This window comes from Streptomyces sp. DF42, assembly GCF_058267695.1.
On sequence record NZ_CM177859.1, the window covers coordinates 5,559,882 to 5,585,558 of the forward strand.

The following is a 25,677-nucleotide window of genomic DNA, read 5'->3' on the forward strand; positions in this document are numbered from 1 at the left end:
CTTGGTTCGTACGGATGGGCGAGACCAGGGCAAAGTCTACCGGCGGTCCTCCTCGTCCTGTGGGGCCTCTCGGCGACGGGAGCGCGGAAGGACCCTCAGAGCGTCCCCTATGTCGGCTACTTCCAGGACCTTCATGCCCGGAGGGATCTTGCCGGGGTCGCCCGGAACGAGCGCGTGCGTGAAGCCCAGACGGTGGGCTTCGGCGAGCCGGCGCTGGACGCCCGTGACCCGTCTGACCTCGCCCGCGAGGCCGACCTCGCCGATCGCGACCAGGTTCTTGGGGAGCGGGGTGTCGCTCGCGGCCGACGCCAGCGCGAGGGCGACGGCGAGGTCGGCGGCGGGCTCGGAGAGCTTCACTCCGCCGACCGTCGCGGAGTAGATGTCCCGCTTGCCGAGCGCGCTGATCCGGCCGCGCTGCTCCAGTACCGCGAGCATCATCGAGACGCGGGAGGTCTCCAGACCGGACGTCGTACGCCGTGGGGAGGGGATCTGCGAGTCGACGGTGAGCGCCTGGACTTCGGCGACGAGGGGGCGGCGGCCCTCCAGGGTGACCGTCAGACAGGTGCCGGGGACCGGTTCGTCACGTCTGGTCAGGAAAAGTCCGCTTGGGTCGGCAAGGCCCGTGATGCCCTCGTCGTGCAGTTCGAAGCAGCCGACCTCGTCCGTGGCGCCGTAGCGGTTCTTGACGCCCCGTACGAGACGCAGGCGCGCGTGCCGGTCTCCCTCGAAGCTCAGGACGACGTCCACGAGGTGTTCGAGAAGGCGCGGGCCCGCGATAGCGCCGTCCTTGGTGACATGGCCCACAAGGAGCGTCGACATCCCGCGCTCCTTGGAGGCGCGGATGAGCGCGCCGGCGACCTCGCGGACCTGTGCCATGCCGCCGGGGGCGCCGTCGATCTCCGGGGAGGCGACGGTCTGCACCGAGTCGAGGATGAGAAGCGACGGCTTCACCGCGTCCAAGTGCCCGAGCACGGCGGCCAGATCGGTCTCGGCGGCCAGATACAGATGGTCGTCGATGGCCTTGATGCGGTCGGCGCGCATCCGCACCTGGCTCGCCGACTCCTCACCCGTGACGTACAGCGTGCGGTGCTCGTCGCTCGCCGACTTGGCCGCGACGTCCAGCAGCAGCGTCGACTTGCCGACGCCGGGCTCGCCCGCGAGCAGCACCACCGCGCCGGGCACGAGCCCGCCGCCCAGCACCCGGTCCAGCTCGGGCACGCCGGTCGAGCGGGCGGTGGCCTGCCGGCCGTCGACCTGGCCGATGGGCACCGCGGACGTGGTCACTCGGCCCGGAGCCGTCGTACGGACCGCGGGCGCGCCGTACTCCTCGATCGTCCCCCAGGCCTGGCACTCGGGGCAGCGACCGAGCCACTTGGCCGTCTGCCAGCCGCATTCCTTGCAGCGGTAGGACGGGCGGTCCTTGGTGGTCTTGGTACGGGCAGCCATGTCGAGAACCGTAACCGGCGGCACTGACAACCCGGGTCCGGCAGGGGCGCCGTACCGAGCGCGTGAGCCGCGGCGCCTGGCGTAAACCAGCCAGTCACACCGCGAACCAGCCACGGAGCGAAAGGTTCCTGTCCCCTATTGAGGGATCGTTTCACCCGTACGGAGTAAATGTGCGCAAGGGGGAAGAAGCCCCTGGTCTCCGCCGCCTACGGTCCACGGATGACGAGCAGCAGTCCGGAGACCTCGACCCGCATCACCGGCGCACACCGGGCGCGCCGGGAGGCGCGCGACCGCGCAGCGGCGCGCACGCTGGCGCAGCGGCCGCCCGCTCGCTACGAGCCGTATCTGGACGGGCTGTTCACCTACTGCCTGTCCGTGCTGTGCGACCACGACGCGGCGACCGCGGCCCTCGGCGAGGCTCTCGCGCTCGCCGAGCGGCGTCGCGGCCCGGAGACGTCGGGGGACCGCCGGGCCTGGTTGTACGCGCTGGCCCGCTGGGCCTGTCTGCGCAAGCTGGCCGAGGCCAAGCAGAAACGTCTGAGCACCCATGCGGCGGGCCGGGGCGGCGCGGAGCGGAAGCGCTCCGCCGAACCTCCCGTGGCCGACGAGGTCCAGGAACAGCGCCGCAGTGAACTCGCCCTGCTGGCCTGGCCGGAGGCCGCCGGCACCACTCCGGAACAGCGCGAGGCGCTCGAACTCGCCGTGCGCCACCACCTCGCCGCCCACGAGGTCGCCGCCGTGCTCGGCCTGGACCTCACCACCGCCCGCGAACTGCTCGCCTCCGCCGCCTGCGAGGTGGAGCGCACGCGCGCGGCCCTCGCCGTCGTCGAGACCGGCGGCTGCCCGAGCGTCGCCCGGCTCACCGGCGACAACGAGTTGGTGCTCAGCTCGGCCCTGCGCAAGGAGCTGGTCCGGCACGTCGACGACTGCCCGCGCTGTCGCCGCAGCGCCGAACGCGCGGTCCCCGGCCGCTGGCCCGGTGCGATGGTCACCCCTGCCGAGCTGCCCGTCCTGGAGGCACCCGGCGCGGCCCTGCACGTGGCGCTCTCCCGCCATCCACGCGCGCGTGGCGCCGCCGTCCCCCGCTTCGACCGGCGCGGCTTCCCGATGGACCCCAAGGACCGCGCCGCCCGCCGGGACCGCCTACGCGCGCGTGCCGTCACCACGACGGTCGTCGCCACCGTGGTGGCGGCCCCCGTGCTCGCGCTGTGGGCCGCCTACCGGGGCTCACCGGCCGACGCGGGCACCGCCGGCCGCTCCGTCACCGCCAGCGAGGCACACGGCCCCGACAGCCTCGCCGGAGAGGCGACGGGCGGCGGCTACGAGAACGCCGGCAACGCCCGCACCACGCCCGGCGGCCGCTTCGGCAAGGGCAACGAACCGGACGTCTCCGTGGAGGTCCTCAGCGTCGCCGGCGCCATGGGAAAGGGCACCGGACGCCTCGACGTCTCGGCCGGCAGCAACGGCGACACCACGCTCGTCACCCTCACCGCGACCGGACCCGGACCGGTGCGCTGGTCCGCGTCCACGGGAGCCTCCTGGCTCTACCTGAGCCAGTCGTCGGGAACGCTCGCATCCGGCGAATCGTTGACGATCAAGGTGTACGTCGACCATCTGCGCGAGCCGTCCGGCTCCTGGCGCGCACAGGTGGCGGTGGCACCGGCCGGCGCCGTCGTGACCATCGAGGGCTACGGCACCGCGCCCAGCCCTACCGCCCCCGGTCCGAGCGGCCCCGAGAACCCTCCGTCCTCCCACCCGACCCCGACCACCTCGGCACCCTCGGACCCCACCCCGAGCGCCCCGCCCTCCTCGCACGGCCCGGACCCCACGCCGACGGCCTCCGCCCCCACGGCCCCGACCGGCTCGACGCCACCACCCGGCGACGGCGAGGACCCGAGCCCCACGACGTCATGAGCGCGGGCCCCGACGGCCGGCCGCCGGACCGGCCCGGCGCCGCGTGCGTCCGGCCCGCACCTCTCAGAAGCGGGGCCCCGGCCCGCACTCCTCCGGGGGCAACCCCGCAGCGCTGCCCCGGTCGCGATCCCGATGCACATCCCGGTCAGGCCGGCAGTGAGGCGTCCTCTCCCGCGACAAGCCCGGCCCGCCCTAGCCGACCGGGTCCGCCGGATGCGCTGCCAGCAGCGGCAGCTGGGAGGCCAGCCGCTCCTCGCACAGCTCGACGAGGCGGTCGTATCCCGCCTTGCCCATCAACTCGGTCAGCTCAGCCCGGTAGGAGACGTACACCGGGTCGCCCGCGCCGTGCGCCGAGGTCGCCGACGTGCACCACCAGTGCAGGTCGTGGCCGCCCGGACCCCAGCCCCGGCGGTCGTACTCACCGATCGACACCTGCAGCACGCGTGTGTCGTCGGGCCGGTCGATCCAGTCGTACGTCCGCCTCACCGGCAGCTGCCAGCACACGTCCGGCTTGGTCTCCAGCGGCTCGCGGCCCTCCTTCAGGGCCAGGATGTGCAGCGAGCAGCCAGCGCCGGCCGCGAACCCGGGCCGGTTCTGGAAGATGCACGAGCCCTGGAAGGGACGGGTCTGCCGGTCGCCGTCCTCGTCCTCCGAGACCCAGCCGTGCTCCATGCCCTCGTCATGGTTCTGCCAGATCTCCGGCGTGAGCCTCGCCACATGCCCGGCCACGCGCTTCTCGTCGTCCTCGTCGGAGAAGTGCGCGCCCAGCGTGCAGCACCCGTCGTCCGCGCGGCCCGCCTGGATGCCCTGGCAGCCGCTGCCGAAGATGCAGTTCCACCGGGAGGTCAGCCATGTCAGATCGCACCGGAAGACCTGTTCGTCGTCTGCCGGATCCGGAAACTCCACCCATGCGCGTGCGAAGTCCAGGCCCTTCTCGTCGGCTTTCCGGGCCTTTTTCGACATCGTCGCCTGCTTCGTTGGCTTCACCTGTGAAGAACGCTTGGCGGACTCGGCAGACCCTGCCGACTTGTCGGCCTTGGCCGTTTTCGTCTTTGGCACAGGACCAGCGTAAGGCTCCCGACGCCCCATCGAATACGGAAGAGCGCCCAGCTGGCAGTAGCGTTCCGTACATGAGACTCGGTGTCCTCGACGTGGGATCGAACACGGTGCATCTGCTGGTGGTGGATGCGCACCCGGGCGCGCGCCCCCTGCCCGCGCATTCGCACAAGGCGGAGCTGCGCCTTGCCCAACTCCTCGACGAGTCCGGAGCCATCGGCCCCGACGGGGTCGACAAGCTCATCGCCGTCGTCCACGAGTGCCTGCAGGCCGCCGAGGACAAGGGCGTCGAGGACGTGCTGCCGTTCGCGACCTCCGCGGTGCGCGAGGCCAGCAACGCCGACGACGTCCTCGCGCGCGTGAAGGCCGAGACCGGCGTCGAGCTTCAGGTCCTCACCGGCGCCGAGGAGGCGCGGCTCACCTTTCTCGCCGCCCGCCGCTGGTTCGGCTGGTCCGTGGGCAAGCTGCTCGTCCTCGACATCGGCGGCGGTTCTCTGGAGATCGCCTACGGCATGGACGAGGAGCCCGACGCGGCCGTCTCCCTGCCGCTCGGCGCCGGCCGCCTCACCAACGGCTGGCTTCCCGGCGATCCGCCCGACCCGGAGTCCATACGGGCCCTGCGCCGGCACGTACGCGCCCAGATCGCCCGCACGGTGGGCGAGTTCACCCGCTTCGGCGCCCCGGATCATGTGGTGGCCACGTCGAAGACGTTCAAGCAACTGGCGCGCATCGCCGGAGCGGCACGGTCCACGGAGGGCCTGTACGTCCAGCGTGACCTGAAGCGCGAGTCGCTGGAGGCCTGGGTCCCCCAGCTCGCAGGCATGTCGGTGGCCCAGCGGGCCGAACTCCCCGGAGTCTCGGAGGGCCGCGCGGGCCAGCTCCTCGCGGGCGCGCTGGTGGCCGAGGGCGCGATGGACCTGTTCGGCGTGGAGAGCCTCGAAATCTGCCCGTGGGCCCTGAGGGAGGGCGTGATCCTGCGCCGGCTCGATCACATGGGTTCGGCGTAGGCGCGCGCCCCGAAAGGGCGCGGGGCTGTGCCACTCGCGGCCGCGCCGCGGGGCGCGAGCACCCACGATCGACGCGCACCCGCCCGTGGCGAACCCCACAACGGCCAAGAGGCGCCCCGCAGCAGCCAACGCCAACCCGTAACCTGTCCCCCATGGCGGAGCCAGTCGTGCGCATCCCTGATGCGAAGGTCGCGCTGTCCACGGCCTCCGTGTACCCGGAGTCCACGGCGACGGCCTTCGAGATCGCCGCGCGCCTCGGATACGACGGGGTCGAGGTCATGGTGTGGACCGACCCGGTCAGCCAGGACATAGAGGCACTGCGCAGACTCAGTGACTACCACCGGATCCCGGTCCTGGCCGTGCACGCCCCCTGCCTGCTCATCACGCAACGGGTGTGGTCCACCGACCCGTGGGTCAAGCTCCAGCGCGCACGGGCGGCGGCGGAGAAGCTGGGGGCGACCACGGTCGTCGTGCACCCCCCTTTCCGCTGGCAGCGCCAGTACGCCCGCGACTTCGTGAACGGCATCTGGCGCATGGCGAACGAGACGGACGTACGGTTCGCCGTCGAGAACATGTACCCCTGGCGCTACCGCGACCGCGAGATGCTCGCGTACGCCCCCGACTGGGACGTGACGAAGGAGGACTACCGTCACTTCACGATCGACCTCAGTCACAGCGCGACGGCCCGCTCCGACGCGATGCACATGGTCGACCGCATGGGCGACCGCCTCGGACACGTCCACCTGGCCGACGGCAGGGGATCGGCCAAGGACGAGCACCTCGTCCCGGGCCGCGGCACCCAGCCCTGCGCCGAGCTGCTGGAGCGTCTCGCCCTGACCGGCTTCGACGGTCACGTCGTCATCGAGGTGAACACCCGGCGCGCGATGTCCGGCGCGGAACGCGAGGCCGATCTGGCGGAGGCGCTGGCCTTCACGCGCCTTCATCTGGCGTCCGCGGCCAAGGTGCCCCGGCGGTGACCGAGGCGCCCGACCCGACCGCCCGTCGCCGGGGACGTCGTACGCGTACGGAGTCCGCCGACACCCGCGACCGCATCCTGACCGTCGCCCGCGAGGAGTTCTCCGAACGCGGATACGAGAAGACGTCGGTACGGGGCATCGCGAAGGCGGCCGGTGTGGACTCGGCGCTGGTGCACCACTACTTCGGCACCAAGGAGCAGGTCTTCGAGGCGGCGATCGAGGTCGCCTTCGCGCCCGCGCTGAACGCGCCGGAGGCACTCGCCGACGGCCCGCAGGCCGAGGTCGGAGAGCGGCTCACCCGCTTCATCTTCGGCATCTGGGAGAACCCCACCACCCGTACGCCCCTGCTGGCGATCGTGCGCTCCGCCGTGAACAACGAGGCCGCCGCCGCAGTCTTCCGCCGGCTGATCGCCTCCCAGCTGCTGCGCCGCATCGCCCCCCAACTGGACCTGCCCGACGCGGAGCTTCGGGCCGAGCTGGCGGCCGCGCAGCTCGTGGGATGCGCGATGCTGCGCTACGTGATCAAGGTGGAACCGCTGGCGTCGGCGGACGTCGAGCAGATCATCGCGCGGGTGGCACCCGTGGTGCACGGGCATCTGACCGGGCCCTGACCCGGCCTCCGGTCCGTTTCCGTCCCGCCTCCGGTCATTCTCCGGCCGGTCCGTGACCTCTGAACGAGACGTGTATCCCGCATTCCGGACACGGTGTCCATCCCTTGGAGCAACGGGCGTACGCTCGACTCAGTCAGAACTCTCCGAAGGAGCGAGCGACGATGCCCGAGCTGAGGTCCCGCACAGTCACCCACGGCCGCAACATGGCGGGCGCCCGCGCCCTTATGCGCGCCTCCGGTGTACCCGGCGCGGACATCGGCCGCAAGCCGATCATCGCGGTCGCCAACTCCTTCACGGAGTTCGTGCCGGGCCACACCCACCTGCAGCCGGTCGGCAGGATCGTCAGCGAGGCGATCGTCGAGGCCGGCGGCATCCCGCGCGAGTTCAACACGATCGCCGTCGACGACGGCATCGCGATGGGACACGGAGGGATGCTCTACTCGCTCCCCTCCCGCGACCTGATCGCCGACAGCGTGGAGTACATGGTCGAGGCGCACTGCGCCGACGCCCTGATCTGCATCTCCAACTGCGACAAGATCACCCCGGGCATGCTGAACGCGGCCCTGCGCCTGAACATCCCCACGGTCTTCGTCTCCGGCGGCCCGATGGAGTCCGGCCGCGCGACGCTCGTCGACGGCACGGTTCGTACGCTCGACCTGGTCGACGCGATCTCCGACGCCGTGAACGACAAGATCTCGGACGAGGACATCCTCCGTATCGAGGAGAACGCCTGTCCGACCTGCGGTTCCTGCTCCGGCATGTTCACCGCCAACTCGATGAACTGCCTCACGGAGGCCATCGGGCTCTCGCTCCCCGGCAACGGCTCGGTCCTGGCCACCCACACGGCTCGTAAGCAGCTGTACGTCGACGCGGCCCGCACGGTCATGGACGTCACCCGCCGCTACTACGAGCAGGACGACGAGACGGTCCTGCCGCGCAACGTCGCCACCATCGCGGCCTTCGAGAACGCGATGGCCCTGGACATCGCGATGGGCGGCTCCACCAACACGATCCTGCACCTGCTGGCGGCGGCCCAGGAGGCGGGCGTCCCCTTCGGCCTGGAGGAGATCAACGAGGTCTCGCGCCGCGTGCCGTGCCTCGCGAAGGTCGCCCCGAACGTCGCCAAGAACCGCACCTACTACATGGAGGACGTGCACCGCGCGGGCGGTATCCCGGCCCTGCTGGGCGAACTGCACCGGGCCGGCCTCCTGAACGAGGACGTGCACTCGGTCCACAGCCCCTCCCTGGCGGACTGGCTGAAGACCTGGGACGTGCGCGGCGGCTCCCCGTCGCCGAAGGCGCTCGAACTGTGGCACGCGGCCCCGGGCTGCGTCCGCTCCGCCGAGGCCTTCTCGCAGTCCGAGCGCTGGGCGGCGCTGGACGAGGACGCGGCCGAGGGCTGCATCCGTTCCGCGGAGCACGCCTACTCGAAGGACGGCGGCCTGGCGGTCCTCAAGGGCAACCTGGCGGTCGACGGCTGCGTCGTGAAGACCGCCGGCGTCGACGAGTCGATCTGGACCTTCGAGGGCCCGGCGGTCGTCTGCGAGTCGCAGGAGGAGGCCGTCGAGAAGATCCTCAACAAGCAGGTGACCGACGGCGACGTGGTGGTCATCCGCTACGAGGGGCCCAAGGGCGGCCCCGGCATGCAGGAGATGCTCTACCCGACGTCCTTCCTCAAGGGCCGCGGCCTCGGCAAGACCTGCGCACTGATCACGGACGGCCGCTTCTCCGGCGGCACGTCGGGCCTGTCCATCGGCCACGCCTCCCCCGAGGCGGCCTCCGGCGGCACCATCGCCCTGGTCCAGGACGGCGACCGCATCCGCATCGACATCCCGAACCGCACGATCGACCTCCTGGTCGACGACGCCGAACTCGCCCGCCGCGAGCAGGCGTTGGGCGGCGTGTACGCCCCGAAGAACCGCGAGCGCAAGGTGTCGGCGGCGCTGCGGGCCTACGCGGCGATGGCCACCAGCGCGGACAAGGGCGCGGTGCGGGACGTGTCGAAGCTGGGCTGAGCGGTTGGCCGGGCCGAGCGTTCGGCCGGGCTGAGGATTTTCCGGGCGGGCCGTCTCTTCGGGGGCGGCCCGCCCTTGTGTCACCAGGCGGAGGGCTTGCGGGCGTCCACGGCGAAGACGGTGCCGTCCGGGGCGGTGGCGTAGACGTGGGTGCCGATGATCACGGGCTGGGGCAGGGAGGCCACGACCTGGCCCGAGTTCACGCCGGGGCGCGGCGGGGTCTGTCCGGCGAAGGTCCCCTTGTGCGCGTCAATGGCCAGCAGACGCCCGTCGGCGGTCGTGACGTACACGTGGCGGGAGTCGGCGACCGGCTCGGAACCCCGGTTCACCGAGGTCTCGACGTGCCACAGGAGCTTGCGGGTGTTCATGTCGACGGCCTCCAGCGAGCCGCCGGCGGCGAGGAGGTGGACGACGCCCCCGCGCACGGAGGCCCGGGCGTCCACGAGCGGTACCGGAAGCGCCATTCGGTGTGAGGTCCGGGAAGCCGGCGAGTAGCGGACGACCGCTGTCGTGGTGCCCTCGGCGCGGTCGACGGCCAGGAAGTAGACCGACCCGTCGTCGGCGCCGACGGGCGTGAGGTCGCCCTTGAGCCGTGCGTCCCACCGCACGTCGCCCGTGGTCGGATCCACGGCGGTGACCCGGGTCTTCGACGCGTCGGAGGTGTACGTCGTGTAGGCGAGGGGATTTCCGGGGAACGAGGCGAAGTAGGGATCACGCCGGCCGGTGAAGTTCCGTTTCCATTTCGTCCGGCCCGAGGAACTGTCCACGCCCGTGACCGACGCGTCGGTGCCGGTGACGAGCAGCATGCCGCCGGCGCTCTGCAGCCCGCGGTACGCGGACAGGCTCCGCTGCCAGCTCACCCTGCCCGAGGCGGGATCGAGTGCCGTCAGGTGCTCGCGCCGGTCCGTCAGCGGCTGGACGAGACCGCCCGACACGACCGGTGGTCCGTTCCTGACCGTGTCGGCGACGGAGTGCCGCCACACAAGGCTGCCGTCGGACGGATCGAGAGCGAAGACGACCCCGCGCTGGGCACACACCAGCCGTCCCGCTCCGGACGAACACTGCGGCATGCCCGCGTCGGCGGAAACAGGCTTCGCGTCCCAGCCGCTGAACCGGCTCTCGGGAGAGCCGCTCCGTGCAGTGCCGCTCTCCGCCGTGGGGCCGCCGCCGTTCAGCAGCGGAACCGAGGCGAACGCGGCGACCGCGACGACGCCGAGCGTGACGGCGGCCAGGATCCACTTTCTGCGCGAGCCCGGGGCGGCCCGCCGCTCCGGCTCACCGCCGGGCTCGGGTCTCGTCACCTGTCCCGTGCGCTGTGCCGGTATGAACGCCTGCGTGTCGTACGAGGCCGCGACAGAGCGCAACTCGTGCATCAACTCGTCCGGTGTGGGCCGGTCCTCGGGCTCCTTGGCGAGGCAACGCAGCACGAGCGGCGCGAGATTCCCCGGTACGCCGGCCAGGTCCGGCTCGTCGTGCACGACCTGGTAGGCGACGACGTACGGGCTGTCGGAGTCGAACGGCCCGCGCCCGGTCGCCGCGTGGACCATCACGGACCCGAGCGCGAACACATCGGCGGCGGGGCCGACTTCGCGGGGCCTTCTGAACTGCTCGGGCGCCATGAACGGCGGAGTGCCGATCAACTTGCCCGTCTCGGTCCGCAGTTCACTGTCCTTTGGCCGAGAAATGCCGAAGTCGATGACCTTCGGACCGTCCTCGGCGAGCAGCACATTGCTCGGCTTCAGATCCCTGTGCACGACGCCGACACGGTGAATGTCGCGCAGTGCCTCGGCGAGTCCCGCCATCAGACGGCGCAGCTGCGCCGGAGGCATCGCCCCATTCCGCTTCACATGATCGGAAAGGGTCGGGCCGGGGATGAACAAGGTGGCCATCCAGGGCCGTTCGGCTTCCGGGTCGGCGTCGACGACGGAAGCCGTAAAGGCGCCGCTGACTTTGCGAGCCGCGGCCACTTCCTGCCGAAAACGCCCCCTGAACTCGGGATCCCTGGCGAACTGGCCGTGTACGACCTTTACCGCGAGCTTCATCCCCGAGGTGCTCCGGGCCAGGTGTACGACACCCATTCCGCCCGAGCCGAGACATGACTCCAGACGGTAGTGCCCGGCGTATGCGGGATGTTCCGCTTCCGCGCCCGCTCCCGTGTTCTGCTGTGGCGCCATGGAACCACCCCCGTGCTGTTCTTCCGCGCGCGCGACGCACGGAGCCTAGTCGATGACTCGTACGAGACGGAGGCGGCTTGCTAGCCTTCGTGTGCGAGTTGCGTACGTGTGTTTCATGGCGTGTTTTATGGGAATCATCGGGGCCCCATGGCGTTCATGGGGTCCAACGGGGGAGGTTTTTCATGTCTGTTGACCGCGCAGAAGAAGCGGTAGGGGCCGGCGAGGCGATCGCCGCAGCGACCGTGAAGACGTATCAGGTCGCACCGGGCTTCCGAGTCAATGTCCGCAGCGGCCCCGGCACCAACTACACAGTCGTCCGCGTGCTGCCCGAGGGCTCCCGTGTGCCGATCTACTGCCAGACGCCGGGGACGAATGTGGCGGGCCCGTACGGCACCTCGAACATCTGGGACAACGTCAGCAATGGCGAGTACATCTCGGACGCGTACGTACTCACCGGCAGCGACGGCTACGTCGCTTCCCGCTGCGGCTGACTGCCTCTCACCACCCGGAGAACCGGATGACATCCCGAAGACGCCGATCCGTCCTGCTCGCCGGCGCCGCCGGAGCCCTCCTCATGGTGCTCGGCTCGGCAGCCACGGCGAACGCGGCCTCACTGCGCTACTACGACACCGCACCCGGCGTGCAACTCAACGTGCGCAGCGGTCCGGGCACCCAGTACAGCATCGTCCGCCAGCTGCCCGTGGGCGCGAAGGTCCCGATTTACTGCCAGACGCCGGGTACGACGGTGTCGGGCTACTACGGCACGTCGAACATCTGGGACAACGTCGACAACGGCGAGTTCGTCGCGGACGCCTACGTCAACACCGGCAGTGACGGCTACATAGCCCCCCGCTGCGCCTGATCCCACGGGAGCCCGCGCCCGCCCCGGAGCCATAATCGTCCTGTGAGCGACGAAACCGGCACCCAGGACACCGCGGGCTCCCCAGGCCCCCGCCCAGAACCCCTGCGCTTCTTCGGCACCACCTGGGTGGAGCACGACAACGGCTACACCGCCCGTCGCACCGGGGTCGCCGTCGGTTCCCTGGCGACCGCCGCCGCCTCCTGCCTGGTCCTTCGTTTCGCCTTCGAAGGCCTCCAACTCGCGGACACCGGCGCCTTCGTGAGCGTCCTCGTCGTCGCGATGTTCGCGATCTGCAGTGCCCTCGCCTTCCGCCACACCTGGGACGCCTTCGCCAAGCGCCCCGACCCCGAGCGCCAGTCCTCCCTCCGCGGCCTGCTCGCCATCGGCTTCGTCGGCTCCCTCCTCGCCTATTTCTTCCGCTCCCTCACCGAGGCCCCCGGCGAGAAACTCCATCGCGAGGAGTACGAGGCAGCCCTCAGCCGGCACAAGAAGCGCAGCACCCGCCGCACGGGCAACCCGTCGAAGAGGCGCCGCCGCTAGGCCCTGCCGCCACACTCACGTCTGCCGCGCGACGCCATGCACGCGCATCGGACCCCGCTCGGGCCGGCCAGGACGCACCGCTCCGCACGGCGGACCTGATCCGAACAACACCCCCTGGGCCACCCTCGCTCGCCGGGGGCCATCGCCTTCTCACCAAAAACTCGCTGCCCCCTGCACCCAACCCGCGCCACCATGGCCTCATGACCGCCTCGTCGCAGCCCACCCGCGCCCACTCCTTCAACGCCGCAGCAGCCCAGTACGCAGCCAACCGCCCCGCCTACCCACCGGCCCTCTTCGACGCGATCGAGGACCTCGCCGGCCGGCTGCTCAAGGGCGCGCGCGTGGCGGACATCGGCGCCGGCACCGGCATCGCGACCGCGCTCCTGGCCGCTCGCGGTGCGGACGTCGTCGCGGTGGAACCCGGCGACGGCATGGCGGCCGAGTTCCGCCGCGCCCACCCCGGAATCCCGATCGTGAGGGGCAACGGCAACGACCTCCCGCTCGCCTCCGCCTCCGCCGACCTCCTGACCTACGCCCAGGCCTGGCACTGGACCGAGCCCGCCCGCTCGGTGCCGGAGGCCCTGCGGGTACTGCGGCCGGGCGGAGCGCTCGCGCTGTGGTGGAACAGGAGCGCCCCTGACGTCCCGTGGATCGACGAGCAGTCCGTCCGGATCGGACGTCACTTCGGCATCGACAGGGGCGTGGACAGAAACGGCGGCGGCGACCGCTCCGCCCTCGCCGACCCCACCGGCCGCCTCCGGTTCTCCGACCGCCGGGTGCGCTGGAGCCGCCGCGTCCCCGTCGACACCCACCTCGCCAACATCGGCAGCCACTCGATCTTCCTGGTCCACGGCGAGGAGAACAGCACCGCCTTCCTCGCCGAGGAGCGGGGCCACCTGCTCGCCGCCTTCCCGGACGGGGTCGTCGAGGAGACCTACGTCGTCGAACTGCTCGTGGCCACCAACCCGTGACCCCGCGCGGCGGCCCACCCCTCCAGGGCCGCCGCACACGCGTGGTCCGCATGCCGCAGACCGCCCAGGTCCAACCGCACCTGCCGGTCGTGCGGCAGCGCCTCCAACGCGTCCAGCAGCTTCGGCAGCCGCAGGAACGTCGCATGCCCCAGCACCCGTACGACGATCCTCGCCTCGCCCCGGTCCTCGGTCTCCACCTGCACCTGGCTGGTGTCCCACGCCGTCTTCGCCACGGCCAGCGTCAGCCCGACCACCACCCCCTCCAGCGGGTTCCCCACCACGATCGCCCCGGCCGTCACCAACCAGCACCACGGCCTCCCCGCGATGCTTCCGCCACAGCCCCCGCACCTCCCGTCGATGAACGGCAGATGCGTGGGCGCCGAGCCGGGAGGGCACGACGAAGGGAAATCCATTGTCGGGAACGGGAGTTGGTTCCGCATCCCGCTCGCGTTTCCGGCCGGTGAACGCCGACGCACGCCAACCGGACCCTGCGCCTCCGATCACACCTCCACGCGCCTGCGCCGCCGCACACGCCCCCCGGCGATGCCGCTTGACGGCACCACCGCGCGAGAGCATTATTCATCGCATGATGAATTATCCGCCGAGTCCGCCCGCGGATCCCCCCGCGCCCGCCGTCCGAGCCGAAGGCCTCACCGTCGTCCGCGGCCCCCGCACCGTCCTGCGCGACCTCGACTGCACTGTCCCGCGCGGCCAGATCACCGGCCTCCTCGGCCCCTCGGGCTGCGGCAAATCAACCCTCATGCGCTCGATCGTCGGCACCCAGGCCAAGGTCACCGGCACCCTGGAGGTCCTGGGCAGCCCGGCCGGCCACCCCACCCTCCGCACCCGCATCGGCTACGTCACCCAGGCGCCCTCCGTCTACGACGACCTGACGGTCCGCCAGAACCTCGACTACTTCACGGCGATCCTGGCCCCGGGCCGCAGCGCCGCCGACCGCCGTCAGGACACTGACCGCGTCCTCAACGACGTCGACCTCACCAGCCACGCCGACTCCCTCGCCGGCAACCTCTCCGGCGGCCAGCGCAGCCGCGTCTCCCTGGCCGTGGCGCTCCTGGGCGCCCCGGAACTCCTCGTCCTCGACGAACCCACCGTCGGGCTGGACCCGGTCCTGCGCCGCGAGCTGTGGAACCTCTTCCACTCCCTCGCCGCCGACCGCGGCGCGACCCTCCTCATCTCCTCCCACGTCATGGACGAGGCCGAGCGCTGCCACCGCCTCCTCCTGATGCGCGACGGCGAGATCCTCGCCGACGACACCCCCGACGCCCTGCGCACCCGCACCGGCTCCGCAACAGTCGAGGCAGCCTTCCTGCACCTGGTCGACGAGGCGACCGCCGCCGCCCGCAAGAAGGAGACCACCCGATGAGTACGACGACGACCACGACCGGCACGACGACGCCCCCCACCCCCACCGGCTCCCTGAACGCCGCCCGCACCACCGCCACGGCGGCCCGGGTCCTGCGCCAGCTGCGCCACGACCCGCGCACCATCGCGCTGATGCTCCTCGTCCCCTGCGTGATGCTGTTCCTGCTGCGCTACGTCTTCGACGGCAGCCCGCGCACCTTCGACAACATCGGCGCGTCACTCCTCGGCATCTTCCCCCTCATCACGATGTTCCTGGTCACGTCCATCGCCACCCTGCGCGAACGCACCTCAGGCACCCTCGAACGCCTCCTCGCCATGCCACTGGGCAAGGGCGACCTGATCGCGGGCTACGCCCTGGCCTTCGGCACTCTCGCGATCATCCAATCCGCCCTGGCCACGGGCCTCGCGCTCTGGTTCCTCGGCCTGGACGTCACCGGCAGCCCCTGGCTGCTGCTCCTGGTCGCCCTCCTGGACGCCCTCCTCGGCACCGCTCTCGGCCTCTTCGTCTCGGCCTTCGCGGCCTCCGAGTTCCAGGCCGTCCAGTTCATGCCGGCCGTGATCTTCCCCCAGCTCCTCCTCTGCGGCCTGTTCACCCCCCGCGACAGCATGCACCCGGCCCTGGAAGCCATCTCGAATGTCCTCCCCATGTCCTACGCCGTGGACGGCATGAACGAGGTCCTCAATCACACGGACATGACAGCCAACTTCGTACGGGACGCCCTGATCGTGGCGGGCTGCGCCCTGCTGGTCCTGGGCCTGGGCGCGGCAACACTGAGGCGCAGGACGGCGTGACGTCCCGAACGCCGATCCGTACGACTCAGCCCGTCCGGCGCTTGAGGACGAGGCCGTTCAGGCCGATCGAGGGTCGAGGGCGCGGAGCACCTTGGCGGGGTCGAAGGCGCAGAGCCCCTGGGGATGGGACGGGTAGAGGCGGCGGGGCGAGAAAGGCCCGACGGCCACCCGCAGGGCAACGTTCCGCCCACCGGACGCCCAAGCCGCCCTCCCGCCCCCGGTGCGAGGATGGACCCCGGACGACGCACCCCCGGAGGGCACCCCAGCATGACCCAGAAAGTCGCAGTCCTCGGCACCGGCAAGATCGGCGAAGCCCTGCTCAGCGGAATGATCCGCGGCGGCTGGGACCCCGCCGACCTCCTGGTCACCGCCCGCCGCCCGGAGCGAGCCGAGGAACTCCGCGCCCGCTACGGAGTCACCCCGGTCACCAACCCGGAAGCCGCCAAGTCCGCCGACACGCTGATCCTCACGGTCAAGCCGCAGGACATGGGCACCCTCCTGGACGACCTCGCCCCGCACGTCCCCGCCGACCGCCTGATCATCAGCGGAGCCGCCGGTATCCCCACCTCCTTCTTCGAGGAGCGCCTGGCCGCCGGCACCCCCGTCGTCCGCGTCATGACGAACACCCCCGCTCTCGTGGACGAGGCCATGTCCGTCATCTCCGCCGGCACCCACGCCACGTCCGACCACCTCGCCCACGCCGAGGAGATCTTCGGCGCCGTCGGCAAGACCCTCCGCGTCCCCGAGTCCCAGCAGGACGCCTGCACCGCACTCTCCGGCTCGGGCCCGGCGTACTTCTTCTACCTCGTCGAAGCCATGACGGACGCCGGCATCCTGCTCGGCCTGCCCCGCGACAAGGCCCACGACCTGATCGTCCAGTCCGCGATCGGCGCGGCGACGATGCTCCGCGACAGCGGCGAACACCCGGTCAAGCTCCGCGAGAACGTCACCTCTCCCGCGGGCACGACCATCAACGCCATCCGCGAACTCGAGAACCACGGCGTGCGAGCCGCTCTCATCGCCGCCCTCGAAGCCGCCCGCGACCGCAGCCGCGAACTGGCCTCCGGCAAGAAGGACTGACACCCTCCGGGGGCGGTCACCCCGCCGCTCCCATCACCTCCTTCGTGGTCACCAGGCGCGAATCCGCCCCGTGCAGCGATACCACCGAGACCTGCGCGACCTCGCCCGCACTCCGCCACCAGCCGAACGCGCCCTCCGGATCGAACGTGTCGCCGACCTGGCCACCCACGCAGGAATGTCCCCGCGCAGCTCCGCCCGCCGCGCCGGCTTCGGCAGCGAGGTCACGATGCGCCCGCACTTCGCATCGCATCGAGCCTCGCCACCAGCCCTCGCGCCTACCGTGCGGCGTTCAGCGCGACGCCCGTATCGCCCGCATCGGCACCGGCCGCACCGTCACCTGTATCCGCAGCAGGCGGCAGCAACCCGATCGCGCGATAAGCGGCATCGACGGTCGGCCGGGCCATCGCCCGCGCCCTCTCCGCACCATCCCGCAGCACCCCCTCCACGTAACCGGGATCGGCGCACAGCGCCCTGTGCCTCTCCTGTACGGGCCTGAGGAGCTCGACCACGGCCTCCGCGGTGTCCTTCTTCAAGGACCCGTACGTCTCATATACACCGCTCAGCTCCTCCGGGTTCCCACCCGTACAGGCAGCCAGGATCTCCAGCAGATTCGCGACCCCCGGTCGCTCCTCCCGGTCGTAGACGACGTCCTGCCCACTGTCGGTCACGGCCCGCATGACCTTCTTCCGCACCACGTCCGGCTCGTCGAGCAGATAGACGATCCCCGGCCCGGAGTCGTCGGACTTGCCCATCTTCGAAGCCGGCTCCTGCAGGTTCATGACCCGTGCCGCCACCGGCGGAAGCGTGGCCCGAGGCACCACGAACGTATGCCCGTACCGCTGGTTGAACCGCACCGCCAGATCCCGAGCCAGCTCCACATGCTGAGCCTGGTCGTCCCCGACCGGTACCTCGTGAGCCCCGTACGCCAGGATGTCCGCCGCCATCAGCACCGGGTAGGTCAGCAGGGACAGCCGCACACTCCCGCCCCGCTCTCGCTCGCGCGCGGCCTTCTCCTTGTACTGGATCATCCGCCGCATCTCGCCGTCGGTCGCCACACACTCGAGCAGATACGACAGCCGTGCGTGTTCGTCGACGTGACTCTGCAGATACACGGTGCACAGCGCCGGATCGAGTCCCACCGCGAGCAACAGCGTCGCCGCCTGCCTACTGAGCCTGCGCACCCGCGCCGGATCGTGGTCCACGGTCAGGGCATGCAGATCCACGACGCAGAACAGTGCGTCCGCTCGGTGCTGGTCCACCGCGGCCCACTGCCGCATGGCTCCCAGGTAGTTCCCCAGCGTCAAGTGCCCGGTCGGCTTGACTCCACTGAAAACCCGTCCCATCCCTGCTCCACCTCCTGGTCGAGGCCGCCGTCCCCGGCCGGCCGACCCTCAGGAGCTCTGGAGGGAGAAACGAGAACGGCCGCCGAGTCGGCGGCCGTTGAACGCATACGTGAGCACGGCCGCCGTCAGGCGGCCCACCACAGCTGGGTGCACGTACACGTAGTCATGCCGCACAGAGTACGCCTCCCGGGTGCCGTCCGAAGTCAAGTTGACACGCCCTCTTCCGCTACGTAGTGTTCTCCGAGTTGTTCGACGTGAGCGCCGACTCCGGTCGGTCCCCGGACAACCATTCCGCAAGTACCAACCACGACTCGGCGACCAGTCGAAATCTGTCTGGGCGCCGTGTCATTGGCGTGTGTATTCGCGAAATGAGGAATCCACGTTCGAAAGGACGCGGACCCCGATTAGCTCGGGGGCCGGGAATCCGCTAAAGTCTCACTCGTCGGAACGGCCCGAGGGCCGCGAGGACAAGCCCGCTGACTGGGAGTCAGGCCCGAAAGGATCTGATAGAGTCGGAACCGCCGGAAAGGGAAACGCGAAAGCGGAAACCTGGAAAGCACCGAGGAAATCGGATCGGGAAACGGTCTGATAGAGTCGGAAACGCAAGACCGAAGGGAAGCGCCCGGAGGAAAGCCCGAGAGGGTGAGTACAAAGGAAGCGTCCGTTCCTTGAGAACTCAACAGCGTGCCAAAAATCAACGCCAGATATGTTGATACCCCGTCCGCCGGAATCTTCCGGTGGTCGAGGTTCCTTTGAAGTAAAACACAGCGAGGACGCTGTGAACGGCTGGGCTTATTCCGCCCGGCTGTTCCGCTCTCGTGGTGTCATCCCGATTACGGGACAACATTCACGGAGAGTTTGATCCTGGCTCAGGACGAACGCTGGCGGCGTGCTTAACACATGCAAGTCGAACGATGAAGCCCTTCGGGGTGGATTAGTGGCGAACGGGTGAGTAACACGTGGGCAATCTGCCCTTCACTCTGGGACAAGCCCTGGAAACGGGGTCTAATACCGGATATCACTGTCACTCGCATGGGTGGTGGTTGAAAGCTCCGGCGGTGAAGGATGAGCCCGCGGCCTATCAGCTTGTTGGTGAGGTAATGGCTCACCAAGGCGACGACGGGTAGCCGGCCTGAGAGGGCGACCGGCCACACTGGGACTGAGACACGGCCCAGACTCCTACGGGAGGCAGCAGTGGGGAATATTGCACAATGGGCGAAAGCCTGATGCAGCGACGCCGCGTGAGGGATGACGGCCTTCGGGTTGTAAACCTCTTTCAGCAGGGAAGAAGCGAAAGTGACGGTACCTGCAGAAGAAGCGCCGGCTAACTACGTGCCAGCAGCCGCGGTAATACGTAGGGCGCAAGCGTTGTCCGGAATTATTGGGCGTAAAGAGCTCGTAGGCGGCTTGTCACGTCGGGTGTGAAAGCCCGGGGCTTAACCCCGGGTCTGCATTCGATACGGGCTAGCTAGAGTGTGGTAGGGGAGATCGGAATTCCTGGTGTAGCGGTGAAATGCGCAGATATCAGGAGGAACACCGGTGGCGAAGGCGGATCTCTGGGCCATTACTGACGCTGAGGAGCGAAAGCGTGGGGAGCGAACAGGATTAGATACCCTGGTAGTCCACGCCGTAAACGGTGGGAACTAGGTGTTGGCGACATTCCACGTCGTCGGTGCCGCAGCTAACGCATTAAGTTCCCCGCCTGGGGAGTACGGCCGCAAGGCTAAAACTCAAAGGAATTGACGGGGGCCCGCACAAGCAGCGGAGCATGTGGCTTAATTCGACGCAACGCGAAGAACCTTACCAAGGCTTGACATACGCCGGAAAGCATCAGAGATGGTGCCCCCCTTGTGGTCGGTGTACAGGTGGTGCATGGCTGTCGTCAGCTCGTGTCGTGAGATGTTGGGTTAAGTCCCGCAACGAGCGCAACCCTTGTCCTGTGTTGCCAGCATGCCCTTCGGGGTGATGGGGACTCACAGGAGACCGCCGGGGTCAACTCGGAGGAAGGTGGGGACGACGTCAAGTCATCATGCCCCTTATGTCTTGGGCTGCACACGTGCTACAATGGCCGGTACAATGAGCTGCGATACCGTGAGGTGGAGCGAATCTCAAAAAGCCGGTCTCAGTTCGGATTGGGGTCTGCAACTCGACCCCATGAAGTCGGAGTTGCTAGTAATCGCAGATCAGCATTGCTGCGGTGAATACGTTCCCGGGCCTTGTACACACCGCCCGTCACGTCACGAAAGTCGGTAACACCCGAAGCCGGTGGCCCAACCCCTTGTGGGAGGGAGCTGTCGAAGGTGGGACTGGCGATTGGGACGAAGTCGTAACAAGGTAGCCGTACCGGAAGGTGCGGCTGGATCACCTCCTTTCTAAGGAGCATCTAGACCGCCAGGCGTGCCTGGTGGTCCAGGGCCATTACGTCGGCACACGTTCGACGGTGGTTGCTCATGGGTGGAACGTTGATTATTCGGCATCTTCGGTCATCTCAGGCTGTGAGTACTGCTCTTCGGGGCGTGGAAAGCTGATCATGAGTGGTGGGGGGTGCCGGGCACGCTGTTGGGTGTCTGAGGGTACGGCTGATTGTTAGCTGCCTTCAGTGCCGGCCCCAGTGAACTCGCCGAGTGTGGCGGGGTGATGGGTGGCTGGTCGTTGTTTGAGAACTGCACAGTGGACGCGAGCATCTGTGGCCAAGTTTTTAAGGGCGCACGGTGGATGCCTTGGCACCAGGAACCGATGAAGGACGTGGGAGGCCACGATAGGCCCCGGGGAGTCGTCAACCAGGCTTTGATCCGGGGGTGTCCGAATGGGGAAACCCGGCAGTCGTCATGGGCTGTCACCCTTGCCTGAACACATAGGGCAAGTGGAGGGAACGCGGGGAAGTGAAACATCTCAGTACCCGCAGGAAGAGAAAACAACCGTGATTCCGGGAGTAGTGGCGAGCGAAACCGGATGAGGCCAAACCGTATGCGTGTGAGACCCGGCAGGGGTTGCGTATACGGGGTTGTGGGATCTCTCTTTTACGGTCTGCCGGCCGTGAGACGAGTCAGAAACCGTTGATGTAGGCGAAGGACATGCGAAAGGTCCGGCGTAGAGGGTAAGACCCCCGTAGTCGAAACATCAGCGGCTCGTTTGAGAGACACCCAAGTAGCACGGGGCCCGAGAAATCCCGTGTGAATCTGGCGGGACCACCCGCTAAGCCTAAATATTCCCTGGTGACCGATAGCGGATAGTACCGTGAGGGAATGGTGAAAAGTACCGCGGGAGCGGAGTGAAATAGTACCTGAAACCGTGTGCCTACAAGCCGTGGGAGCGTCGGAATGTGCTTGCACATTCTCGTGACTGCGTGCCTTTTGAAGAATGAGCCTGCGAGTTTGCGGTGTGTTGCGAGGTTAACCCGAGTGGGGAAGCCGTAGCGAAAGCGAGTCCGAATAGGGCGTTTTAGTAGCGCGCTCAAGACCCGAAGCGGAGTGATCTAGCCATGGGCAGGTTGAAGCGGAGGTAAGACTTCGTGGAGGACCGAACCCACCAGGGTTGAAAACCTGGGGGATGACCTGTGGTTAGGGGTGAAAGGCCAATCAAACTCCGTGATAGCTGGTTCTCCCCGAAATGCATTTAGGTGCAGCGTCGTGTGTTTCTTGCCGGAGGTAGAGCACTGGATAGGCGATGGGCCCTACCGGGTTACTGACCTTAGCCAAACTCCGAATGCCGGTAAGTGAGAGCGCGGCAGTGAGACTGTGGGGGATAAGCTCCATGGTCGAGAGGGAAACAGCCCAGAGCATCGACTAAGGCCCCTAAGCGTACGCTAAGTGGGAAAGGATGTGGAGTCGCACAGACAACCAGGAGGTTGGCTTAGAAGCAGCCACCCTTGAAAGAGTGCGTAATAGCTCACTGGTCTAGTGATTCCGCGCCGACAATGTAGCGGGGCTCAAGCGTACCGCCGAAGTCGTGTCATTGCAGCATGAGGGCCAACGCCCGCTGTGATGGGTAGGGGAGCGTCGTGTGCCGGGTGAAGCCGCGCCGGAAGGCAGTGGTGGACGGTTCACGAGTGAGAATGCAGGCATGAGTAGCGATACACACGTGAGAAACGTGTGCGCCGATTGACTAAGGGTTCCTGGGTCAAGCTGATCTGCCCAGGGTAAGTCGGGACCTAAGGCGAGGCCGACAGGCGTAGTCGATGGATAACCGGTTGATATTCCGGTACCCGCTGTGAAGCGTCAAACATTGAATCAGGCGATGCTAAGTCCGTGAAGCCGTTCCGGACCCTTCGGGGAATGGAAAGTGGTGGAGCCGACGGACCAGACTTGTAGTAGGTGAGTGATGGGGTGACGCAGGAAGGTAGTCCAGCCCGGGCGGTGGTTGTCCCGGGGTAAGGGTGTAGCCCGTCATCCAGGTAAATCCGGATGGCATGTGGGTGAGACCTGATGCCGAGCCGATTGTGGTGAAGTGGATGATCCTATGCTGTCGAGAAAAGCCTCTAGCGAGTTTCATGGCGGCCCGTACCCTAAACCGACTCAGGTGGTCAGGTAGAGAATACCGAGGCGTTCGGGTGAACTATGGTTAAGGAACTCGGCAAAATGCCCCCGTAACTTCGGGAGAAGGGGGGCCATCACTGGTGATGACATTTTCTGTCTGAGCTGGGGGTGGCCGCAGAGACCAGCGAGAAGCGACTGTTTACTAAAAACACAGGTCCGTGCGAAGCCGTAAGGCGATGTATACGGACTGACGCCTGCCCGGTGCTGGAACGTTAAGGGGACCGGTTAGTGCGCTTTCGGGCGTGCGAAGCTGAGAACTTAAGCGCCAGTAAACGGCGGTGGTAACTATAACCATCCTAAGGTAGCGAAATTCCTTGTCGGGTAAGTTCCGACCTGCACGAATGGCGTAACGACTTCTCGACTGTCTCAACCATAGGCCCGGTGAAATTGCACTACGAGTAAAGATGCTCGTTTCGCGCAGCAGGACGGAAAGACCCCGGGACCTTTACTACAGTTTGATATTGGTGTTCGGTTCGGCTTGTGTAGGATAGCTGGGAGACTGTGAACTCTGGACGCCAGTTCAGGGGGAGTCGTCGTTGAAATACCAGTCTGGTCGTGCTGGATGTCTAACCTGGGTCCGTGATCCGGATCAGGGACAGTGTCTGATGGGTAGTTTAACTGGGGCGGTTGCCTCCTAAAGAGTAACGGAGGCGCCCAAAGGTTCCCTCAGCCTGGTTGGCAATCAGGTGTTGAGTGTAAGTGCACAAGGGAGCTTGACTGTGAGACCGACGGGTCGAGCAGGGACGAAAGTCGGGACTAGTGATCCGGCGGTGGCTTGTGGAAGCGCCGTCGCTCAACGGATAAAAGGTACCCCGGGGATAACAGGCTGATCTTCCCCAAGAGTCCATATCGACGGGATGGTTTGGCACCTCGATGTCGGCTCGTCGCATCCTGGGGCTGGAGTCGGTCCCAAGGGTTGGGCTGTTCGCCCATTAAAGCGGTACGCGAGCTGGGTTTAGAACGTCGTGAGACAGTTCGGTCCCTATCCGCTGCGCGCGCAGGAATATTGAGAAGGGCTGTCCCTAGTACGAGAGGACCGGGACGGACGAACCTCTGGTGTGCCAGTTGTTCTGCCAAGGGCATGGCTGGTTGGCTACGTTCGGGAGGGATAACCGCTGAAAGCATCTAAGCGGGAAGCCTGCTTCGAGATGAGTATTCCCACCCACTTGATGGGGTAAGGCTCCCAGTAGACGACTGGGTTGATAGGCCGGATCTGGAAGCCCAGTAATGGGTGGAGGTGACCGGTACTAATAGGCCGAGGGCTTGTCCTCAGTTGCTCGCGTCCACTGTGTTGGTTCTGAAACCACGAACAGCCCCGTTGTCGGGCCACGACAACGGTGCGGCAGGTTCAACAGTTTCATAGTGTTTCGGTGGTTATAGCGTGAGGGAAACGCCCGGTTACATTCCGAACCCGGAAGCTAAGCCTTACAGCGCCGATGGTACTGCAGGGGGGACCCTGTGGGAGAGTAGGACGCCGCCGAACAATCATTGCGAAAACCCCCGTGCCATCGGCACGGGGGTTTTCTGCGTTTAGGCTCATGGTATGCGCTATGACCTCGTGATCTTGGACAACGACGGAGTGCTCGTCGACAGCGAGCCGATTTCCAACCGGCTCCTGGCCGCCTATCTCACCGAGCTCGGGCACCCGACCTCCTACGAGGACTCGCTTCGCGACTACATGGGCTCTGCCATGCACCGAATCCATGACCTCGTTCGGGAGCGGACCGGGCAGCGCCTTCCGGACGACTTCGACGACGTCTTTCACGCGCACGTGTTCGCCGCGTTCGAGAGGGAGTTGGAGCCGGTCGACGGGGCCGTCGGGCTTGTGGAGAAGCTGGCCGCTGACGGGGTGCCGTACTGTGTCGCGTCCTCGGGGAGTCATGAGCGGATCCGGGTGGGGCACCGGACGACCGGACTTGACCGGTGGTTCGAGGACGGGCGGATCTTCAGTTCGCAGGATGTCGGGCGCGGGAAGCCGGCGCCGGACCTGTTCCTCTATGCCGCCGAGCGGATGGGGGTCGCGCCGGAGCGGTGTGTGGTGGTCGAGGACAGTCCGCTCGGGGTGCAGGCGGCTGTCGCGGCCGGGATGGACGTCTTCGGCTTCACCGCCATGACGCCTGCCGAGAGGCTCGTAGGAGCGACTCAACTCTTCTCAAGCATGGGTGAGTTGGCTGACTTGCTGGTCTGACATTTGTCATGCCGAGCTCCGGACGATCGTTCCTACTGGCGCCGGGGTGCCGGACGGCAAGCTGAGGGCATGACGACGAAGACGAACAAGAAGAACCCCTTCACCCCGCTGATCGTGGACGTGGCGGTACCCCTCGGTTCGTACTACCTGTTCAAGGACGGCTTCGGGATGAGCACGTTCGCGGCGCTCGCCTGGAGCAGCGTGGTGCCGGCCGCGCGGACGGTGTGGAGCGTGGTCAAGGAGCGGGCGACCAACGGGCTGGCGCTTCTCATCCTCGTCGTGAACGTCGTCGGACTGCTGCTCAGCTTCGTCACCGGCGACCCCCGGCTGATGCTCGCCAAGGACGGCGGGGTCAGCAGCACGGTCGCGATCGGCATCCTGGTCTCCGTGGCGCTCGGCAAGCCGATGATGACCGCGGGCCTCAAGCCCTTCCTGGTGAAGGGGGATGCGGCGAAGGAGGCCGCCTGGCAGCGCCTGGTGGGCGGAGGCGCGGCCGGGTCGGCGGACTTCAGGCGCAAGGAGCGGGTCTTCTCCGTGATCTGGGGTGTGGCGCTGCTCGGTGAGTGCATCGCGCGGGTCGTGGGCGCGTACACGATTCCCGTGGACACCATGGTCTGGCTCGGTGGGGTCTTCCTGGTCGTCGCGATCGTGCTCGGGATGGTTGTCGGCGGTGCCTTCGGCGCCGGGCCCATGGAGCGGATGCTCGCCGACGAGACGAAGACCGCGAACGCGTCTGAGCCCGAAATCGCCGTCGTCGCCTGAGCGCACGGACAAAGCTGAGAG

At 67.8% G+C, this 25,677-nt stretch carries 19 protein-coding genes, 3 rRNA genes and 1 pseudogene; 17 read left to right on the forward strand and 6 right to left on the reverse strand.

What is annotated here, in order from left to right; genetic code table 11:
• Positions 1-36 precede the first annotated feature (36 nt).
• A complete protein-coding gene (gene radA / locus ACYUED_RS25450; protein WP_491285343.1) occupies positions 37-1,446 on the reverse strand; it encodes a DNA repair protein RadA in 1,410 nt (469 codons plus the stop codon).
• Positions 1,447-1,665: 219 nt separating this feature from the next.
• Between radA and ACYUED_RS25455 the strand changes: the two genes are divergently transcribed.
• Positions 1,666-3,360 carry a BACON domain-containing protein gene (locus ACYUED_RS25455; RefSeq protein ID WP_491285345.1) on the forward strand — a complete coding sequence of 565 codons (1,695 nt, stop codon included), beginning with the start codon at positions 1,666-1,668 and terminating at the stop codon, positions 3,358-3,360.
• A gap of 192 nt (positions 3,361-3,552) precedes the next feature.
• Here ACYUED_RS25455 and ACYUED_RS25460 read toward each other — a convergent pair whose 3' ends face one another.
• Positions 3,553-4,419 (reverse strand): DUF3109 family protein, encoded by an 867-nt coding sequence (locus tag ACYUED_RS25460; RefSeq protein ID WP_491285347.1) that lies wholly within the window; start codon positions 4,417-4,419, stop codon positions 3,553-3,555.
• Positions 4,420-4,490: 71 nt separating this feature from the next.
• On the opposite strand from ACYUED_RS25460, the gene ACYUED_RS25465 reads away from it, so the two are divergent.
• The 4 genes from ACYUED_RS25465 (at position 4,491) to ilvD (ending at position 9,026) form a co-directional block, all read left to right on the forward strand.
• Positions 4,491-5,423 carry a Ppx/GppA family phosphatase gene (locus tag ACYUED_RS25465; protein ID WP_491285349.1) on the forward strand — a complete coding sequence of 311 codons (933 nt, stop codon included), beginning with the start codon at positions 4,491-4,493 and terminating at the stop codon, positions 5,421-5,423.
• 152 nt (positions 5,424-5,575) lie between these two features.
• A complete protein-coding gene (locus tag ACYUED_RS25470; RefSeq protein ID WP_491285351.1) occupies positions 5,576-6,400 on the forward strand; it encodes a sugar phosphate isomerase/epimerase family protein in 825 nt (274 codons plus the stop codon).
• Positions 6,397-7,011 carry a TetR/AcrR family transcriptional regulator gene (locus ACYUED_RS25475; RefSeq protein WP_491285353.1) on the forward strand — a complete coding sequence of 205 codons (615 nt, stop codon included), beginning with the start codon at positions 6,397-6,399 and terminating at the stop codon, positions 7,009-7,011. Before ACYUED_RS25470 ends, ACYUED_RS25475 begins: the two co-directional genes overlap by 4 nt.
• 161 nt (positions 7,012-7,172) lie before the next feature.
• Entirely contained in the window at positions 7,173-9,026 is a 1,854-nt protein-coding gene (gene ilvD, locus ACYUED_RS25480; protein ID WP_266519067.1) for a dihydroxy-acid dehydratase, read from the forward strand.
• 80 nt (positions 9,027-9,106) lie between these two features.
• Here ilvD and ACYUED_RS25485 read toward each other — a convergent pair whose 3' ends face one another.
• Entirely contained in the window at positions 9,107-11,200 is a 2,094-nt protein-coding gene (locus ACYUED_RS25485) for a serine/threonine-protein kinase (RefSeq protein WP_491285355.1), read from the reverse strand.
• A gap of 182 nt (positions 11,201-11,382) precedes the next feature.
• Here ACYUED_RS25485 and ACYUED_RS25490 point away from each other — a divergent pair, with 182 nt between their 5' ends.
• From ACYUED_RS25490 to ACYUED_RS25505, 4 genes are all read left to right on the forward strand, one after another.
• Complete coding sequence (locus ACYUED_RS25490) at positions 11,383-11,691, forward strand: SH3 domain-containing protein (RefSeq protein ID WP_491285357.1); 309 nt, start codon at positions 11,383-11,385, stop codon at positions 11,689-11,691.
• A 26-nt stretch (positions 11,692-11,717) separates the two neighbouring features.
• The gene (locus ACYUED_RS25495) at positions 11,718-12,062 is read left to right on the forward strand and encodes an SH3 domain-containing protein (protein WP_491285359.1); all 345 of its coding nucleotides are present in this window, start codon (positions 11,718-11,720) and stop codon (positions 12,060-12,062) included.
• Positions 12,063-12,104: 42 nt separating this feature from the next.
• A complete protein-coding gene (locus tag ACYUED_RS25500; protein ID WP_491285361.1) occupies positions 12,105-12,602 on the forward strand; it encodes an EamA/RhaT family transporter in 498 nt (165 codons plus the stop codon).
• Positions 12,603-12,802: 200 nt separating this feature from the next.
• Positions 12,803-13,573 carry a class I SAM-dependent methyltransferase gene (locus ACYUED_RS25505; protein ID WP_491285363.1) on the forward strand — a complete coding sequence of 257 codons (771 nt, stop codon included), beginning with the start codon at positions 12,803-12,805 and terminating at the stop codon, positions 13,571-13,573.
• Here the strand turns inward: ACYUED_RS25505 and ACYUED_RS25510 are convergent.
• Positions 13,537-13,927: pseudogene (locus ACYUED_RS25510) on the reverse strand (STAS domain-containing protein); the annotation flags it as partial. The gene ACYUED_RS25505 and the pseudogene ACYUED_RS25510 sit on opposite strands and share 37 nt — an antisense overlap.
• A gap of 232 nt (positions 13,928-14,159) precedes the next feature.
• On the opposite strand from ACYUED_RS25510, the gene ACYUED_RS25515 reads away from it, so the two are divergent.
• The 3 genes from ACYUED_RS25515 (at position 14,160) to proC (ending at position 16,828) form a co-directional block, all read left to right on the forward strand.
• Positions 14,160-14,957, forward strand: a complete 798-nt coding sequence (locus tag ACYUED_RS25515) for an ABC transporter ATP-binding protein (protein WP_491285365.1) — start codon at positions 14,160-14,162, stop codon at positions 14,955-14,957.
• Positions 14,954-15,748 carry an ABC transporter permease gene (locus ACYUED_RS25520; RefSeq protein ID WP_491285367.1) on the forward strand — a complete coding sequence of 265 codons (795 nt, stop codon included), beginning with the start codon at positions 14,954-14,956 and terminating at the stop codon, positions 15,746-15,748. Before ACYUED_RS25515 ends, ACYUED_RS25520 begins: the two co-directional genes overlap by 4 nt.
• A 267-nt stretch (positions 15,749-16,015) precedes the next feature.
• A complete protein-coding gene (gene proC / locus ACYUED_RS25525; protein WP_491285369.1) occupies positions 16,016-16,828 on the forward strand; it encodes a pyrroline-5-carboxylate reductase in 813 nt (270 codons plus the stop codon).
• 16 nt (positions 16,829-16,844) lie between these two features.
• On the opposite strand, the gene ACYUED_RS25530 is transcribed toward proC, so the two are convergent.
• Together ACYUED_RS25530 and trpS are read right to left on the reverse strand one after the other, a co-directional pair.
• The gene (locus ACYUED_RS25530) at positions 16,845-16,997 is read right to left on the reverse strand and encodes a hypothetical protein (protein WP_491285371.1); all 153 of its coding nucleotides are present in this window, start codon (positions 16,995-16,997) and stop codon (positions 16,845-16,847) included.
• Between the two features lie 106 nt (positions 16,998-17,103).
• On the reverse strand, positions 17,104-18,171 hold the full coding sequence (trpS, locus tag ACYUED_RS25535) for a tryptophan--tRNA ligase (RefSeq protein WP_491285373.1): 1,068 nt from the start codon (positions 18,169-18,171) through the stop codon (positions 17,104-17,106).
• Between the two features lie 846 nt (positions 18,172-19,017).
• Here trpS and ACYUED_RS25540 point away from each other — a divergent pair.
• The 5 genes from ACYUED_RS25540 to ACYUED_RS25560 all read left to right on the forward strand — a co-directional run bounded on the left by ACYUED_RS25540 (position 19,018) and on the right by ACYUED_RS25560 (position 25,656).
• Positions 19,018-20,543: ribosomal RNA gene (locus ACYUED_RS25540) — 16S ribosomal RNA — on the forward strand.
• A gap of 316 nt (positions 20,544-20,859) precedes the next feature.
• A 23S ribosomal RNA gene (locus ACYUED_RS25545) occupies positions 20,860-23,977 on the forward strand.
• A 95-nt stretch (positions 23,978-24,072) separates the two neighbouring features.
• A 5S ribosomal RNA gene (gene rrf, locus ACYUED_RS25550) occupies positions 24,073-24,189 on the forward strand.
• The 16S, 23S and 5S rRNA genes sit together here, the layout of an rRNA operon.
• Positions 24,190-24,249: 60 nt before the next feature.
• A complete protein-coding gene (locus tag ACYUED_RS25555) occupies positions 24,250-24,894 on the forward strand; it encodes an HAD family hydrolase (protein ID WP_491285375.1) in 645 nt (214 codons plus the stop codon).
• 69 nt (positions 24,895-24,963) lie between these two features.
• A complete protein-coding gene (locus tag ACYUED_RS25560) occupies positions 24,964-25,656 on the forward strand; it encodes a VC0807 family protein (RefSeq protein ID WP_491285377.1) in 693 nt (230 codons plus the stop codon).
• Positions 25,657-25,677 lie beyond the last annotated feature (21 nt).